At 68.9% G+C, this 15,447-nt stretch carries 13 protein-coding genes; 12 read left to right on the plus strand and 1 reads right to left on the minus strand.

Features of this window, described 5'->3' with window-relative positions:
* Positions 1 to 13 precede the first annotated feature (13 nt).
* From ACL9RL_RS16245 to ACL9RL_RS16285, 9 genes are all read left to right on the plus strand, one after another.
* Positions 14 to 1,366 carry an ABC transporter substrate-binding protein gene (locus ACL9RL_RS16245; RefSeq protein ID WP_422781319.1) on the plus strand — a complete coding sequence of 451 codons (1,353 nt, stop codon included), beginning with the start codon at positions 14 to 16 and terminating at the stop codon, positions 1,364 to 1,366.
* Positions 1,367 to 1,376: 10 nt separating this feature from the next.
* Positions 1,377 to 2,387, plus strand: a complete 1,011-nt coding sequence (locus ACL9RL_RS16250) for a carbohydrate ABC transporter permease (protein ID WP_422781320.1) — start codon at positions 1,377 to 1,379, stop codon at positions 2,385 to 2,387.
* Positions 2,384 to 3,310, plus strand: a complete 927-nt coding sequence (locus tag ACL9RL_RS16255) for a carbohydrate ABC transporter permease (protein ID WP_422781321.1) — start codon at positions 2,384 to 2,386, stop codon at positions 3,308 to 3,310. The genes ACL9RL_RS16250 and ACL9RL_RS16255 overlap by 4 nt, the downstream gene beginning before the upstream one ends.
* Complete coding sequence (locus tag ACL9RL_RS16260; RefSeq protein ID WP_422781322.1) at positions 3,307 to 4,176, plus strand: sugar phosphate isomerase/epimerase family protein; 870 nt, start codon at positions 3,307 to 3,309, stop codon at positions 4,174 to 4,176. Before ACL9RL_RS16255 ends, ACL9RL_RS16260 begins: the two co-directional genes overlap by 4 nt.
* Positions 4,173 to 5,378 (plus strand): Gfo/Idh/MocA family protein, encoded by a 1,206-nt coding sequence (locus tag ACL9RL_RS16265; protein WP_422781323.1) that lies wholly within the window; start codon positions 4,173 to 4,175, stop codon positions 5,376 to 5,378. Before ACL9RL_RS16260 ends, ACL9RL_RS16265 begins: the two co-directional genes overlap by 4 nt.
* A complete protein-coding gene (locus tag ACL9RL_RS16270; RefSeq protein ID WP_422781324.1) occupies positions 5,375 to 6,289 on the plus strand; it encodes a sugar phosphate isomerase/epimerase family protein in 915 nt (304 codons plus the stop codon). The genes ACL9RL_RS16265 and ACL9RL_RS16270 overlap by 4 nt, the downstream gene beginning before the upstream one ends.
* On the plus strand, positions 6,282 to 7,685 hold the full coding sequence (locus tag ACL9RL_RS16275) for a mannitol dehydrogenase family protein (protein ID WP_422781325.1): 1,404 nt from the start codon (positions 6,282 to 6,284) through the stop codon (positions 7,683 to 7,685). The genes ACL9RL_RS16270 and ACL9RL_RS16275 overlap by 8 nt, the downstream gene beginning before the upstream one ends.
* Before the next feature lie 76 nt (positions 7,686 to 7,761).
* Positions 7,762 to 9,000, plus strand: coding sequence for a D-mannonate dehydratase ManD (manD, locus tag ACL9RL_RS16280; protein WP_422781326.1), 1,239 nt, complete (start codon positions 7,762 to 7,764; stop codon positions 8,998 to 9,000).
* A 156-nt stretch (positions 9,001 to 9,156) separates the two neighbouring features.
* A complete protein-coding gene (locus tag ACL9RL_RS16285) occupies positions 9,157 to 9,531 on the plus strand; it encodes a VOC family protein (protein ID WP_422781327.1) in 375 nt (124 codons plus the stop codon).
* Positions 9,532 to 9,631: 100 nt separating this feature from the next.
* Here the strand turns inward: ACL9RL_RS16285 and ACL9RL_RS16290 are convergent, their stop codons facing one another.
* Complete coding sequence (locus ACL9RL_RS16290; protein WP_422781328.1) at positions 9,632 to 10,294, minus strand: TetR/AcrR family transcriptional regulator; 663 nt, start codon at positions 10,292 to 10,294, stop codon at positions 9,632 to 9,634.
* A gap of 114 nt (positions 10,295 to 10,408) precedes the next feature.
* On the opposite strand from ACL9RL_RS16290, the gene ACL9RL_RS16295 reads away from it, so the two are divergent.
* Genes ACL9RL_RS16295 through ACL9RL_RS16305 form a run of 3 tightly spaced genes read left to right on the plus strand, consistent with a single transcriptional unit; the run spans position 10,409 to position 15,424 of the window.
* Positions 10,409 to 12,016 (plus strand): carboxyl transferase domain-containing protein, encoded by a 1,608-nt coding sequence (locus ACL9RL_RS16295; protein ID WP_422781329.1) that lies wholly within the window; start codon positions 10,409 to 10,411, stop codon positions 12,014 to 12,016.
* A gap of 10 nt (positions 12,017 to 12,026) precedes the next feature.
* Entirely contained in the window at positions 12,027 to 14,261 is a 2,235-nt protein-coding gene (locus tag ACL9RL_RS16300; protein WP_422781330.1) for a biotin carboxylase N-terminal domain-containing protein, read from the plus strand.
* Complete coding sequence (locus ACL9RL_RS16305; protein ID WP_422781331.1) at positions 14,258 to 15,424, plus strand: acyl-CoA dehydrogenase family protein; 1,167 nt, start codon at positions 14,258 to 14,260, stop codon at positions 15,422 to 15,424. Before ACL9RL_RS16300 ends, ACL9RL_RS16305 begins: the two co-directional genes overlap by 4 nt.
* The last annotated feature ends 23 nt before the right edge of the window (positions 15,425 to 15,447 follow it).

A 15,447-nucleotide genomic window follows, 5' to 3' on the forward strand; every position in this document is an offset into this window, starting at 1 on the left:
AAGGAGAGTCACGATGAGAGCACACCAGGTCCTCGGCACGGTGGCGGCATTGGCCGTCGTCGGCCTCGCACTGCAGGGCTGTTCAGCAGCATCGTCCGACGGCGGTTCCTCGTCCGGCCCCGTCGACGGCAAGGGCAAGACCCTCACCGTGATGGTGGCGGCCAACGGCCTCTACCCGGAGCAGCAGAAGGCCTGGTTCGGGGAGGTGTCCGACAAGTTCGAGAAGGAGACGGGTGCCAAGGTGTCCTTCGAGACCTTTGCCTCGGCGAACGACGAGCTCACCAAGATCCAGACCTCCGTCGTCTCCGGTCAGGGCCCGGACATCTACGGCCTCGGCACCACGTTCACCCCGACCGCAAGCGCCACCGGCGCCTTCGTCACCCTCGACAAGGCGGCCTGGGACAAGGTCGGCGGCCGCGACCGCTTCGTCCCGGCGACACTCGGCATCTCCGGCCCGGACGAGGACCACGAGGTCGGCATCCCCTTCGCGAGCCGTCCGTTCGTGATGGCATACAACACTGACCTCCTGAAGGCGGCCGGGATCGACAAGCCAGCGACGACGTGGGACGAACTCGGCGAACAGGCCGCGAAGCTCACCTCGGGCGACACCTACGGCCTCGCAATCGCCTACGCCGACAGCTTCGACCCGTGGAAGTTCATCTGGGGCATGTCCGTGCAGGCTGGCAATCCGATCCTCGACGGCAAGAAGTCGCGCATCGACGACGAGGTCACCAAGAAGGCCTACGAGACGTACTTCGGCTGGATGACGAAGGAGCACGCCGTCGACCCGGCGGCGATCGGTTGGAAGAACGCGCAGGCCGTCGCAGCCTTCGCGAGTGGCAAGGCCGCCTACCTCCCGATGACGTCCGCAACGTCGAAGGTCACGCTCGACGCTTCGCCCATGGCCGGCAAGTACGCCTACGCGCTGTTGCCGACGATCCCGCCGGGGGAGACGACCACACCGAAGGGCGGCAAGCCGGCAACGAGCATCATCTCCGGCGACAACCTCGTCGTCGCGAAGTACTCGCAGAACCAGGACCTCTCCTTCGCGCTCATCAAGATGCTGACCTCCGCCGATGCGCAGGAGCAGTACTACAAGACGTTCGGCGAGATGCCGACCAACGCAGAAGCCGCCAAGAAGCTCGAGACGGACAACGAGGCGCTCGCGCCGATCCTGGCATCGTCCGCCGGCTCCGTCGGCACCCCGTTCAGCGGCGCGTGGGGCGACACCCAGCTCGCGCTCGTCAACGTCGTGGTGCAGCTCATCCCCGAGCTGTCGGCAGGCGGCGTGAGCGACTCCTCGCTCGAGACGCAGCTGAAGACGGCGCAGACGACATCGCAGTCCGCGCTCGACAAGGTCAAGTAACGGATCCGTCATGACCAGTCAGACGATCACCCCTGGTGCGGCCACCGAGCCGCACCAGGACGGCCAGGGGAAGCGTCGCGCACATCGCGGCGCCTCCCCGGGGCCCGCCCCTCGGAGGCCTCGTCGGGTGAAGACGATCCAGGAACGCAACCGGCCGATGTGGATGCTCATCCCCGGCGGTGCGCTGATGGGCGTCGTCATCGCAATCCCGCTCGTCCTCGCCGTCTACATCTCCCTCCTCGACCTCGACCAGTACACGCTCCGCAGCTGGCTGCAGGCGCCGTTCATCGGACTCGGGAACTTCATCGAGGCGTTCTCCGCCTCACCGCTGCTGCACTCCGTCTGGATCAGCGTCTCGTACGCCGTGATCGTCTCGGTCGTCACGATGCCCATCGGCATCGCAGCGGCGCTCGCCACCCAGAACCGGTTCCGCGGCCGTGGACTCGTCCGTTCGCTGTTCCTCATCCCGTACGTGCTGCCAGCGTTCGTGGTCGGGACGGTGTGGCGCACGATGATGCAGCCGGGCGGCGTCGTCGATACCGGACTGCAGGCCATCGGGATCAACAGCGGCCTGTGGCTCAACGGACCGCAGAGCTACTGGACGCTCATCATCGTCCAGGCCTGGTGCTCGTGGCCGTTCTTCTACCTGCTGGTCCTCGCCGGTCTGCAGTCGGTCGAGCAGGAGGTCCACGAGGCCGCTGCGCTCGACGGCGCCCGCTGGTGGGCGAAGTTGCGCTATGTCGTGTTCCCGTACCTCAAGGGGCCGGTCGCGCTCGCATTCATCATCTCGCTGCTGCACAACATCAACAGCTTCACGCTGCCGTTCGTGCTGTTCGGGGTGCCGGCGCCGAAGGACGTCGAAGTCCTCCCAGTGCTCACGTACATCACGAGCTTCCAGAGCTTCCGCTTCGGGCTGAGCGCCGCAATGGCGCTCGCCTCGCTCGTGCTCGTCGCCATCCCACTGTTCATCTACCTGCGAGCTGTGAAGCTCGACACCGGAGACGAGGTGAAGCGCTCATGACCGCCACCAGATCGATCGTCGTGCCCCGCGCAGTGAATCGCGGAGGACGCCCGGCGCCCACAAGGCGGGACAGCGATGTCACCCGTCTGCTGCCGCGGCCGTTGCTCGTCACCGTCATCGTGGTACTGCTCGTTGTGGTCCTGGCCCCTGTGCTGTACATCCTGTTCGCCTCGGTGAACTCGGACGTCTCGGTCGCGAAGGGCGCCTTCTTCCCGACGGAGCTGCACCTCGACAACTATCTGAAGATCTGGACGACCGTCGACCTGCGCAACGGACTGCTCAACAGCGTCCTCGTGTGCGGGGCCGTCGCCATCGTCTCGGCGGCGATCGCCGTGATGACCGCGTACGTGCTCGTCCGGTACGCGTTCAAAGGCCGCCTGACGGTGCTGCGCGGGCTCCTCGCCCTGCAGAGCATCCCCGGCACGCTTATGCTGCTGCCCGTCTTCGTGTTGTTCGCGAGCGTCGCCACGGCGCTCGGCATCCAGATCATCGGCACCCGCTGGGCGCTCGGGATCACCTACCTCACCTTCGCGCTGCCGTTCTCGACCTGGGTCATGGTGACCTACCTGCGAGGGCTGCCGCGCGAGCTGGAGGAGGCGGCACGAATCGACGGTGCGTCGTCGTTCCGCATCCTCACGCGCATCGTCGTCCCGCTCAGCTGGCCGGGCATCGTCGTCTCCGGGATCTTCGCGTTCCTGCTCGGCTGGAACGACGTGCTCTTCGCATCCGTCATGACCAACGCCGAGTCCCGCACGGCGGCTGTCGCCCTGCAGGTCTTCGGAGCCACCCAGGAGGGCGGCGCGATCCCGCTGTACGGACAGATGATGGCGGCTTCGCTCATCTGCGCCGTGCCGGTCGTCGTCCTGTATCTCGTTTTCCAGCGCTACCTCGTCGGTGGCCTGACCGCAGGAGGAGTCAAATGAACCAGCCGTCCACCACCGTCACCACCCTCGACCCGGCCTGGAAGCTCTCGGGCTTCGGCGACGAGATCGACGCGGACCCGGTCATCCAGGTCACCGTCCTGCAGGCGCTCGGCGCCAACCACATCGAGGTGCGGAGCGCGTGGGGCACGAACATCGTCGACCTCGACGACGCCGATCTCGACCGCCTCGCGGGCATCCTCGACGAACGGGGGATGGGGGTGTCAGCCATCGCATCGCCCATCGGCAAGGTCGACGTCTCACTGCCGGTCGAGCACGAGGTCGAGCGTCTCGGACGCGCGATCCGCGCAGCCCACCGGCTCGGCACCGGCTACATCCGGATCTTCTCCTTCTACCGCGAGGAATCGCTCGCTCCCGCTGACGTCCGTGACGACGTCATCGTCCGGATGCGCGCCCTCGCAGCCCTCGCCGAGGCGGAGAACGTCATCCTGCTCCACGAGAACGAGAAGGACATCTACGGCGACACGCCTGAACGCGTCCTCGACATCATCGAGTCGGTCGCGTCTCCGGCGCTCCGCGTGGCCTGGGACAGCGCGAACTTCGTCCAGGTCGGCGTCGCCCGGCCGTTCACGGACGGGTACACGATGCTCCGCCCCTACCTCGAGTACCTCCAGGTGAAGGATGCGATCGCAGCCACCGGCGACGTCGTACCGGCAGGCGAGGGCGACGGCGAGGTCGCCGAGATGATCGAGGCGCTCGCCGCCGACGGATACACGGGCTTCGCCTCCCTCGAACCGCACTTGACCGACGTCAACTCCCTCGGAGGGTTCTCCGGTCCGGCCGCCTTCGGTCGCGCCGCCAGGGCCTTCGCCGCCATCACCGACCGCATCGGAGTCCGCACAGCATGACCGATTCAGCACGAACCGAATCAGCACAGTCCACGTCAGAACAGCGCTCAGAACCGACCGCCCAGCCGCTCGGCGTCGCGATCGTCGGCTGCGGCATCATCGGCTACAACCACGCCAGAGCCATCGCCTCGTTGCCAGGCCTCTCCATCACGGCCGTGGTCGATGCGATCCCAGCGGCAGCCCTCGCGCTCGCCGACGAGATCGCCGGACCGATCGGCGCCGCACGGCCGGGGGAGTTCGCCTCCCTCGCGGACGCCCTCGCCGACCGGCTCGTCGACATCGTCGTCATCTGCACACCGAGCGGACTGCACGTCCAACTCGCGGAGGAGGCGATCGAGGCCGGCAAACACGTTGTCATCGAGAAGCCGCTCGACGTGACGATGGCCCGTGCCCGCCGCATCCGCGATCTCGCGGCAGGGGCGGCCGAACGCGGCATCGTCGTCTCGGTCATCAGCCAGCACCGCTTCGATCCGGCCTCCGTCGTCGTCGCCGATGCGGCGCACCGTGGCGACTTCGGCCGCATCACGAGCGCCGTCGCATCGGTCGCGTGGTGGCGGAGCCAGGAGTACTACGACTCCGGCACCTGGCGGGGCACATGGGAGCTCGACGGCGGTGGCGCCGTGATGAACCAGGGCGTCCACACCGTCGACCTCCTGGTCTGGTTCCTCGGTCAGCCCGTCGAGGTCTTCGCACAGACGGCGCTCCTCGCCCACGAACGGGTCGAGATCGAGGACGTTGCGGTCGCGACGGTCCGCTTCGCCTCGGGGGCGCTCGCCGTCGTCCACGCGACGACCGCGGCGTATCCGGGACTCTCGGTGCGTCTGCAGGTGCACGGCGACCGGGGTTCGGCGACGATCGACGACGACCAGCTCGCCGTGTTCGCGACCGCTGACGCCACAAGCGCCGCTGACGGCGCCGGCGTCGTCAACCGGGCGGCGGAACTCGTCCCGGCGACCGAGGTCGCCGGGAACGATCGCGACCCGAACCGGTTCATCGTCGGCCATGCCCGGCAGTACGCCGACGTCCTCGCAGCGATCACCGACGGCCGTGCGCCAGGCGTGACCGTCGACGACGCGTTCCTCTCGCTCGCCGTCGTCCGTGCGATCTACCTCTCGGCGACCCTCGGTCGTCAGGTCCTCGTCGAGGAGGTGCTCTCCGGAGCGCTCGGCGAACTCCTCGTCACCACGGGAGGCGCAGCATGAAGTTCTCCGTATTCACCGCATCGACGCCCGACTGGACGCCGCAGGAGGCGGCGACGACCCTCGCGGCGCAGGGCTGGGACGGCATCGAATGGCGTGTCACCGATCAGGCGGATGCCGAGCAGCCGGGCTTCTGGGCCGGCAACCGTTCCTCCTGGCCCATGACCGGCCTCGAAGCCTCGCTGCCGGAGATCGCCAGGATCACTCGCGACGCAGGGCTCGAATACTCCGGCATCGGCGGGTACCAGCGTTGCGACGACCACACCGGCGTCGAGCGGATGCTGGCCGCCACAGCGGAGCTCGGCGCGCGCCAGGTGCGGGTCACGATGCCCCCGCTCGGCGGCATCGGTGGCACCGACTACCGGGAGCTCTTCTCCGGGGCGCGCGCCGACCTGGAGTGGGTCGCCGAGCGGGCCGCGGCCCACGGCGTCCGCGCGCTCGTCGAGCTGCACCACAAGACGATCACCTCCTCGGCGTCCGCCGCGATCCGTCTCGTCGACGGTCTCGACCCGGCGGCCGTCGGCGTCATCCACGACCTCGGCAATCTCCTCATCGAAGGACACGAGGATCACCTCGCCGGCTTCCAGATGCTGGGGGAGTACCTCGCCCACGTGCACGTCAAGAATGTCGCATGGCGAGAGACGGGAACCGACGGTTTCGACGGTTCGACCGTGTGGCAGGAGGACTGGGCGACGCTGCGGGCCGGCCAAGCCGACGTCTCCGCGTACCTGCGTGCGCTCGTCGCGCACGGCTACGACGGGTGGATCACGGTCGAGGACTTCTCGACGACGCTCCCGCTCGCCGAACGAACCGCTGACAACCTCGCCTTCCTGCGCGCAGCGCTCGCCGTCGAGCTGGAAGCCGTCGGAGCTTCGGCTGCCAGCAGGAGCGGGGCGGAGGCCGCTCGTGTCTGATCCGGCGACGCGCGCACCCGTGCGCATCGTGCACCTGGGGCTGGGCGCGTTCCATCGCGCCCATCAGGCCTGGTACACGCACCTCGCCAACGAACTGACCGACCGGCGGGAGGAGCGATGGGGCATCGCCGCCTTCACCGGTCGGTCACCGGCCGCGGCCGTCGCGCTCAACGCGCAGGACGACGTGTACACGCTCATCGAGCGCGGTGCCGACACCGACGGCGCCACCCGCATCGAGAGCATCGTTGAGGCACACGATGGTGCGGACGGCGAGACGTGGCGCCGGCTGCTCGCCGACGCGCGCGTCGCGGTGTTGACGCTGACGGTCACCGAGGCCGGGTATCGGCTCGGCGCCGACGGGGGGCTCGACTGGTCCGATGCGGACGTGCAGAGGGATCTCGTGTACCTGACCCCGGGGGGAGACTCCGGTCCGGGCGGGGGAGGCGCAGCAGCGGTGACCGCCCCCGGTCGCATCGTCGACGGGCTCCTCGCTCGTCGTGCTGCGGGCTCGGGGGCCATCGCGGTGGTCAGTTGCGACAATCTCGACGACAACGGCGGACTCATCCGCCACGTCGTGCTCGACCTCGCCGGTCGTGTGGACACCGGCCTCGCCGAGTGGATCACCGCGAACACCTCCTTCGTGTCGACCATGGTCGACCGGATCACCCCGGCGACGACCCCCGCGGACGCGGCGACCGCCGAACGCCTGACCGGGATCCCCGATGCGGTGCCCGTCGTCTGCGAACCGTTCAGCGAGTGGGTGCTCGCGGGGGACTTCCCGGCCGGTCGCCCCGCCTGGGAGTCCGTGGGGGCGAGGTTCGTCGACGACATCGCCCCGGCAGAGCGGCGCAAGCTCTGGCTCTTGAACGCCGGGCACTCGCTCCTCGCCTACCGCGGTCTGCTCGCCGGGCACCGGACGATCGCCGAAGCGATGGAGGACGCCGACTGCCTGGCGGCGCTCAAATCGCTGTGGTCCGACGTCGGCGACGTCCTCGACCTCGACCGGAGCGGTCTCGACGCGGCGCTCGCATCGCTGCGGACCCGTTTTACGAACGCGCGCATCGAGCATCGACTCGTCCAGATCGCCGGCGGCGGTTCGCAGAAGCTGCGTGTCCGCATCATCGACGTGATCCGCGCTCGACTCGATGCCGGGCTTCCGGCCGGCGACGCCCACTGCGGCGTCATCGCCGACTGGATCGCCCACCTCGACGGCACGGACGTGACAGACCAGGGAGCCGCGCCGCTCATCGAGGCGTTGGGCCGGTTCGACCGAGGCGACGACCAGGACCGGGCGGCAGCCGCCGTGCGCTTCCTCGCCCCGGACCTCGCGGACCTGCCAGGTGTGATCGACCCCATCGTGAACCGTCTGAAGCACACCGTGCAGCACACCGTGTGATCCAGTTCGGCACGGTCGACAGTGCCCTCCCACCCAGAACTCCCCAGAACCACCCGCGAACACCCCGGAGAAACCCATGAAGATCGTTGCAGCCGACGTCATCGTCACGAGCCCGAACCGCAACTTCGTCACCCTCAAGATCACCACGGACGAAGGGATCACCGGCCTCGGCGACGCGACGCTCAACGGCCGGGAACTCTCCGTCGTCGCGTACCTCCGCGAGCACGTCGTGCCGCTCCTCATCGGCGCGGACCCGCACCGCATCGAGGACATGTGGCAGTTCCTGTACCGCGGAGCGTACTGGCGGCGCGGACCCGTCACGATGGCGGCGATCGCAGCCGTCGACGTCGCACTGTGGGACATCAAGGCGAAGGCTGCCGGGATGCCGCTCTACCAGCTGCTCGGCGGGGCATCGCGGACGGGACTGCTCGCCTACGGCCACGCCTCAGGCAAAACCAACGAGGAACTCTTCGACTCCATCCGCTCCCACCAGGAGCAGGGATACCGGGCGATCCGCGTCCAGACGGGCGTCCCAGGCTTGAAGTCGATCTACGGGATCGCCTCCAACGCGACGCTCGAAGGCAACGAGGGCGTCCGCTACGACCACGAGCCGGCGCAGCGCGGAGCCAGGCCGGCCCAGGAGGACTGGGACACGCGCGCGTACCTCCGGCACGTGCCGACCGTGTTCGAAGCGGTGCGTAACGAGTTCGGACCCGAGCTGCCGCTGTTGCACGACGCCCACCACCGGATGACGCCGATCCAGGCGGCGAAACTCGGCAAGTCCCTCGAACCGTATGACCTGTTCTGGTTGGAGGACTGCACTCCCGCCGAGAATCAGGAGGCGTTGCGACTCGTCCGACAGCACACGACGACGCCGCTCGCGATCGGCGAGATCTTCAACACCGTGTGGGACTACCAGCAGCTCATCCGCGAGCAGCTCATCGACTACGTGCGGAGCGCCGTCACCCACACGGGCGGCATCACACACCTGAAGAAGGTGCTCGAGTACGCTGCGCAGTACCAGATCAAGTCGGGGATGCACGGACCGACCGACATCTCACCGGTCGGCATGGCGGCCGCGATGCACCTCGGGCTCGCGATCCACAACTTCGGGATCCAGGAGTACATGCAGCACGGCGAGCGCACGAACGAGGTGTTCCAACAGTCGTTCACATGGACCGACGGGTACCTGCACCCGGGCGATCAGCCTGGGATCGGCGTCGAGCTCGATGTGGATGAGGCAGGCAAGTACCCGTACGAGCAGGCGTACCTGCCGTACAACCGGCTGGCGGACGGCACCGTCCACGACTGGTAGTTCGAGGCTGGTGCACTTCGACAAGCTCAGTGACCGGGTGTTCGGTCCCTGAGCTTGTCGAAGGGCAACCCCTGGACGACGTCGCGGCGGCGTGGCAGGGTCGCAGTGACGGGCGGCGACGCAGCCGCCGTCGCCACCGACGAGAGGCAGGATCCCATGGTCCAGTACGCAGACGTGTTCAGCGGGTTCTCCGTTGACGACATCGATGCAGCGCAACGGTTCTACGGCGAGACGCTCGGTCTCACCGTCACGAAGAACGACATGGGGTTCCTGAACCTGCATCTGCCGGCCGGCGGAATCGTGCTCGTCTATTCGAAACCCGACCACACCCCCGCGTCGTTCACGATCCTGAATCTCCAGGTGGACGACATCGACGCGGCCGTCGACGAACTCAACGCACGTGGGGTCGATACGAGGATCTACGGGGACGAGTTCCCGGGCGACGAGAAGGGGATCATGCGTGGCAACGGTCCGGACATCGCGTGGTTCCTGGACCCGGCCGGGAATGTGCTTTCGGTGTTGCATCCCTGAGCCGTTGTGATGGTTCAGGGCCCTTCGACAGGCTCAGAGGCCGGGGTCGTGGGTTGTGGCCCTTCGACGGGCTCAGGGACCGGGATGGGCGAGGGGCGGGTCAGCGGGACTCTGCGGTGAGCGCCGCGAGCGCCATGCGTTCGAGGATCTCGCGCACGGTGTCCGTTTCCGGTGCTTTCTCGCCCTCTCGGACCGCGCCGAGCGCAGCACTGTGCGGCGTCGAGTTGATGAGCCCGAACGTCGCGTGCGCCCGGATCCGCAGCTCGGGCGCCGGCGTCGACGGGAACAGCGCGGCGAGCACATCCACCCACAGCTCGACGTACTGACGCTGCAGCGCCCGCACCGTGCGTCGATCCTCACCGGTGAGGCAATCGAGGTCTCGGTCCTGGACCCGGATCACGTCGCGGTTGCCGAGGGCGAAGGCGACGTGGAACTCCACGAGCGAGCGGATGGCGAGCTCATCGTCCGGCGCACGCTCGACCTCCGCCGCGCCCCCGTCGAGGAGGTTCTGGCTGACGTCGACGAGCAGTGCCGCCAGCACGGCGTGCTTGCCGTCGAAGTGCCGGTAGACCGCTGGGCCGCTCATCCCGACCGCCGAGCCGAGGTCCTCCATCGAGACGCCGTTGAACCCGCGCTCGGCGAACCGGGCCGCCGCCGCCGTGAGGAGGGCTGCGCGGCGCTGCTCCTTCGCCTCGCGGCGTCCGACATGCTCGGCGGTCTGCGCGCCTGAGGTGCTCGGTGCTCGGTTCTCGGATGCTCGCATGCGGACTCCCACGGTCTGGACAGTTCGGTTAATGCAGACTAACCTAAGTTTCGGTGAGTGAACGTTAACTGAAATCTGAGCGTCACCGCCGGTCGACGACGACGGGAGCCCACGATGCCGATCCTCACCTCCGCAGTCGACCAGTCGTCCCCGGCATTCCAGGCAAACGACGTCGCGCAACGAGCGCTCGCCGCAGAGCTCGCCGAACGCCTCGCGGTCGTCGCATCCGGTGGGCCTGAAGCCTCCCGCCTCCGCCACGTCGCACGCGGAAAACTCCTGCCGAGGGATCGTGTGGACCGGCTCCTCGATGAGGGGAGTCCGTTCCTCGAACTCGCCCCGCTCGCCGCCCTCGGCCTGTACGACGACGCCGTTCCAGCGGCGGGCGTGATCGCCGGGATCGGACTCGTCGCCGGGCGTCCCGTCCTCGTCGTCTCGAACGACGCCACCGCCAAGGGCGGCACCTATTACCCGCTGACCGTGAAGAAGCACCTGCGCGCGCAGGAGGTCGCAGCGGCCAACCGTCTGCCGTGCGTCTACCTCGTGGACTCCGGCGGCGCATTCCTGCCGATGCAGGACGAGGTGTTCCCCGACCGCGATCACTTCGGGCGGATCTTCTTCAACCAGGCTCGGATGTCTGCGTCGGGGATCGCGCAGATCGCGGCGGTGCTCGGATCCTGCACGGCGGGCGGCGCGTACGTCCCGGCGATGAGCGACGAGACGGTCATCGTCCGCGATCAGGGCACGATCTTCCTCGGCGGACCGCCGCTGGTGAAGGCCGCGATCGGTGAGGTCGTCACACCGGAGCAATTGGGCGGGGGCGCGCTCCACACGAGTGTCTCGGGCGTCGCCGACCACCTCGCGGAGGACGACGAGCACGCGCTCCAGATCGTGCGCGACATCGTCTCGACGCTCCCGGCACCGCGGCCCCGCGCCTGGGAAGTGGTGCCGAGCCGTGCACCCGTGATGTCGGAGGACGAGCTCTACGGTGTCGTCCCGACGGACGTCCAGTCGCCGTACGACGTACGCGAGGTGATCGGCCGTCTGGTGGACGGGAGCGAGTTCCACGAGTTCAAACACGACTACGGGACGACGCTCGTGACGGGATTCGCGCACGTGCACGGACATCCGGTCGGCATCATCGCGAACAACGGCGTCCTGTTCAGCGAGTCGGCGATGAAGGGCGCGCACTTCATCGAGCTCGCGGATCAGCGTGGCATCCCGCTGCTGTTCCTGCAGAACATCTCGGGTTTTATGGTGGGGTCGGATGCCGAGGCCGGCGGGATCGCGAAGCACGGCGCGAAGATGGTCACCGCGGTCGCGACGACCAGGGTGCCGAAGCTCACGGTCGTGATCGGCGGGTCCTTCGGGGCGGGCAACTACTCGATGTGCGGGCGGGCGTACGATCCCCGGTTCCTGTGGATGTGGCCGGGCAGCAGGGTCTCGGTGATGGGCGGCCAGCAGGCGGCGAGTGTGCTCGCGACCGTGAAGCGCGACCAGATCGAGGCGCGGGGCGAGGAGTGGCCTGCGGATGAGGAGCGCGCGTTCCGTGCCCCCATCGTCGACCGGTACGAGGAGCAAGGGAGTCCGTACTACTCCACGGCGCGGCTCTGGGACGACGGCGTCATCGACCCGGCAGACACGAGGGATGTGCTCGGGCTTGCGCTCGAAGTGTGCTCGAGGGCGCCGTTGCCAGAGCCAGGCTTCGGCCTGTTCCGGATGTGAGGGAGGGACCATGAGCGAACCGCAGAACACCACAGGGACTGCTGCCGCTGCAGGCGCTGCTGCTGCTGCCGGCGCGCCAGAGGTGCCCGCCGGGTTCTCGACGGTCCTCGTCGCCAACCGGGGTGAGATCGCCTGCCGCATCATCCGCACCCTCCATCGCCTCGGGATGACGGCGGTCGCCGTGTACAGCGACGCCGACCGCACGGCGCAGCACGTCCTCGCCGCCGACGTCGCCGTGCGGATCGGGCCGGCGCCGGCGACCGCGAGCTACCTCGACGTCGACGCGATCGTCGCCGCGGCCGTCTCGGTCGGGGCTGACGCGGTGCACCCCGGCTACGGCTTCCTCTCGGAGAACCCGGCGCTCGCGACCGCGTGCGCAGCCGCGGGCATCGTCTTCATCGGCCCGGAGGCTGCGGCGATGGCGGTCATGGGCGACAAGATCCGCGCCAAGGAGCACGTCGCGGCCCGCGGCGTGCCGGTCATCGACGGTGTCGCAGACCCTGCGCTCGACGATGCAGCGCTCGCGCTCGCAGCGGAACGCATCGGGTTCCCGCTGATGGTGAAGCCGGCCGGCGGCGGGGGCGGCAAGGGCATGCAGGTGGTGACCGCCGCTGCGGAGCTCCCCGCGGCGCTCGCCTCGGCCCATCGCGTCGCCGCCTCGGCGTTCGGCGATCCGACCCTGCTGCTCGAACGGCTCGTCGAGGTCCCACGGCACATCGAGGTCCAGGTGCTCGCGGACCGGCACGGCGCCGTTGTGCACCTCGGCGAGCGGGAGTGCTCGCTGCAGCGGCGCCATCAGAAGGTCATCGAGGAGTCGCCGTCGCCCATCGTCGACGAGGCCCTGCGGCGCCGGCTCGGGGCGGCGGCCTGCGATGTCGCTGCGAGCGTTGGATACGTCGGCGTCGGGACCGTGGAGTTCCTCGTCTCAGGCGATCGGCCGGACGAGTTCGCGTTCCTCGAGATGAACACACGGCTGCAGGTGGAGCATCCGGTGACGGAGCTCGTCACCGGTCTCGACCTCGTCGAGTGGCAACTGCGGGTCGCAGCGGGGGAGCGGCTGCCGTTGGTCCAGGACGACATCCTGCTGCGCGGGCACGCCATGGAGGCCCGGCTGTACGCGGAGGACCCCGGCGCAGGCTTCCTGCCGCAGGCTGGGCCGGTGCTGCGGTTCGACATGCCGACGGGCGACGGCGTCCGGGTGGACGCGGGGATCGCGACGGGCGACGTCGTCGGGACCGACTACGACCCCATGCTCGCCAAGATCATCACCCTGGGCGCCGACCGCGCCGAATCGCTCACCCGGTTGGACCGGGCGCTCGCCGACACCGTCCTGTTCGGCGTCCGCTCGAACCTGTGGTTCCTGCGCTCGCTCCTCGCGGACGGCGATGTCCGGGCCGGGCGACTCGATACGGGGCTCATCGCGAGGGTGCTCCGGACGCCGACCGATGCGACGGATGCGGACATGCAGGAGCTGGTGGCAAGCGTTGCGGCGATCGCGTTTCTGCGCAGCGACCACCCGGTCACGTCCCCGGAGCGGGGGAGCGACGGTCCCGGTCCGCTCTGGGGCACACCGAGCGGCTGGCGGACCGGCGGGCGTCACCGCGCGCAAGTGCGGGTCTCGATCGGCGACCGGGTGTTCGATGTCGACGCCGCCGATCCCAGCGTCGTGTTGCGTCGTGTCCCGGGCTCCCCAGGGCGGTACCTCGTCGATCACCGTGGCCGCACGACTCCCGTGACCGTCGAGGTCGACGGCCGGTCTGCGTGGATCTCGTTCGCCGGCCGCATCCACGTGGTCGGCCATCTGACGCTCGCGTCGCGCGTCGCGGCGGCCGACGCGATGCGCGCCCTTGGGGACGGTGCAGACGGGACGGGCGGTCCGGAGGTGCGCAGTCCCATGCCGGGAACCGTCACCGCGGTGCTCGTCGCATCGGGCGACACGGTCGATGCCGGTGCCACGATCGCCACGGTGGAGGCGATGAAGATGGAGCACCGTCTCACCGCCGGCATCGGAGGGACCGTGACGATGCACGTCTCGCCGGGGACGGCCATCGGCCAGGGGCAGTCCGTTGCGACCATCGCGGCGCCGTCGTCGGAGGACCCGTCAGCGCTTCCGCCAGCGCTTCCGCCAGCGCTTCCACCAACGACGGAGACCCCGCCAACGACGGAGACCCCGCCGACGACGGAGACCCCGCCAGCCGACTCGGACCCACACTCGACCGCACGACCGACGGGAGTACACCCATGAACACCGAACTGACCCCGGAGTACCAGCGCATCGTCGACACGGTGCGGGACTTCGCCGACCGTGTCGTCGCACCGGCCGCCTACCGCTACGACACCGAACGGCGGCTGCCGTACGACATCATCGCCCAGATGGGCGAGCTCGGTCTGTTCGGGCTGCCGTTCCCCAAAGAGCTCGGCGGGCAGGGGATGGACTACTTCGCGCTCTGTCTCGCCGTCGAGCAGCTCGGGCGGGTCGATCAGAGCATCGGCGTCACGCTCGAAGCCGGGGTCGGGCTGGGAGCGATGCCGGTGTTCCTCTACGGCACCGACGCCCAGCGCCAGGAGTGGATCCCGCAGCTCGCGAGCGGACGCGCGCTCGCCGCGTTCGGGCTCACGGAGGCCAGAGCCGGGAGTGACGCCGGGGCAACCGAGACGACCGCAGAGCTCGTCGACGGGCAATGGGTCATCAACGGGACGAAGCAGTTCATCACCAACTCCGGCAGCGAGATCACGAAGCTCGTCACCGTCACGGCCGTGACCGGATCCCGGACGAGACAGGACGGGTCGATCGCGAAGGAGCTCTCCACGATCCTCGTCCCCGTGCCGGCACCGGGGTTCGAGGCGCTCCCGCCCTACGACAAGGTCGGCTGGCACACCTCCGACACCCACCCGCTCGTCTTCGACGACGTGCGGGTGCCGGAGGAGAACCTCCTCGGCGAGCGCGGCCGGGGGTTCGCGAACTTCCTGTCCGCGCTCGACGGCGGACGGATCGCGGTCGCGGCGCTCGCCGTCGGGGCCGCGCAAGGCTGCCTGGAGGAGGCGATCCGGTATGCGAAGGAACGGGTGGTCTTCGGGCGGACGATCGGCAGCAACCAGTGGATCTCGTTCACGATCGCGAAGATGCAGGCCAGGGTGCACTCGGCCAGGCTCGCCTACTACGACGCGGCGTCGCGCATGCTCCGCGGGGCTCCGTACAAGATGGAGGCGTCGATCGCGAAGATGGTCGCCGGCGAGGCGGCGATGGACAACGCCCGTGATGCGACGCAGATCTTCGGCGGCTACGGTTTCCTCAACGAGAACGCCGTCGCCAGGCACTATCGCGACTCGAAGATCCTCGAGATCGGCGAGGGCACGACCGAGGTGCAGCTGATGGTCATCGCTCGCGAGCTGGGGTTCCCGCAGTAGCGGGGCGGCGACGGGAGAGGAGC

Source organism: Plantibacter sp. Mn2098 (assembly GCF_049319745.1).
Taxonomy (GTDB): domain Bacteria; phylum Actinomycetota; class Actinomycetes; order Actinomycetales; family Microbacteriaceae; genus Plantibacter.

Bases quoted from the DNA above. Each gene is read 5' to 3' on its own strand.
- ACL9RL_RS16245 (WP_422781319.1), top strand. From the start codon at position 14: ATGAGAGCACACCAGGTCCTCGGCACGGTGGCGGCATTGGCCGTCGTC.
- ACL9RL_RS16250 (WP_422781320.1), top strand. From the start codon at position 1,377: ATGACCAGTCAGACGATCACCCCTGGTGCGGCCACCGAGCCGCACCAG.
- ACL9RL_RS16255 (WP_422781321.1), top strand. From the start codon at position 2,384: ATGACCGCCACCAGATCGATCGTCGTGCCCCGCGCAGTGAATCGCGGA.
- ACL9RL_RS16260 (WP_422781322.1), top strand. From the start codon at position 3,307: ATGAACCAGCCGTCCACCACCGTCACCACCCTCGACCCGGCCTGGAAG.
- ACL9RL_RS16265 (WP_422781323.1), top strand. From the start codon at position 4,173: ATGACCGATTCAGCACGAACCGAATCAGCACAGTCCACGTCAGAACAG.
- ACL9RL_RS16270 (WP_422781324.1), top strand. From the start codon at position 5,375: ATGAAGTTCTCCGTATTCACCGCATCGACGCCCGACTGGACGCCGCAG.
- manD (WP_422781326.1), top strand. From the start codon at position 7,762: ATGAAGATCGTTGCAGCCGACGTCATCGTCACGAGCCCGAACCGCAAC.
- ACL9RL_RS16285 (WP_422781327.1), top strand. From the start codon at position 9,157: ATGGTCCAGTACGCAGACGTGTTCAGCGGGTTCTCCGTTGACGACATC.
- ACL9RL_RS16290 (WP_422781328.1), bottom strand. From the start codon at position 10,294: ATGCGAGCATCCGAGAACCGAGCACCGAGCACCTCAGGCGCGCAGACC.
- ACL9RL_RS16295 (WP_422781329.1), top strand. From the start codon at position 10,409: ATGCCGATCCTCACCTCCGCAGTCGACCAGTCGTCCCCGGCATTCCAG.
- ACL9RL_RS16300 (WP_422781330.1), top strand. From the start codon at position 12,027: ATGAGCGAACCGCAGAACACCACAGGGACTGCTGCCGCTGCAGGCGCT.
- ACL9RL_RS16305 (WP_422781331.1), top strand. From the start codon at position 14,258: ATGAACACCGAACTGACCCCGGAGTACCAGCGCATCGTCGACACGGTG.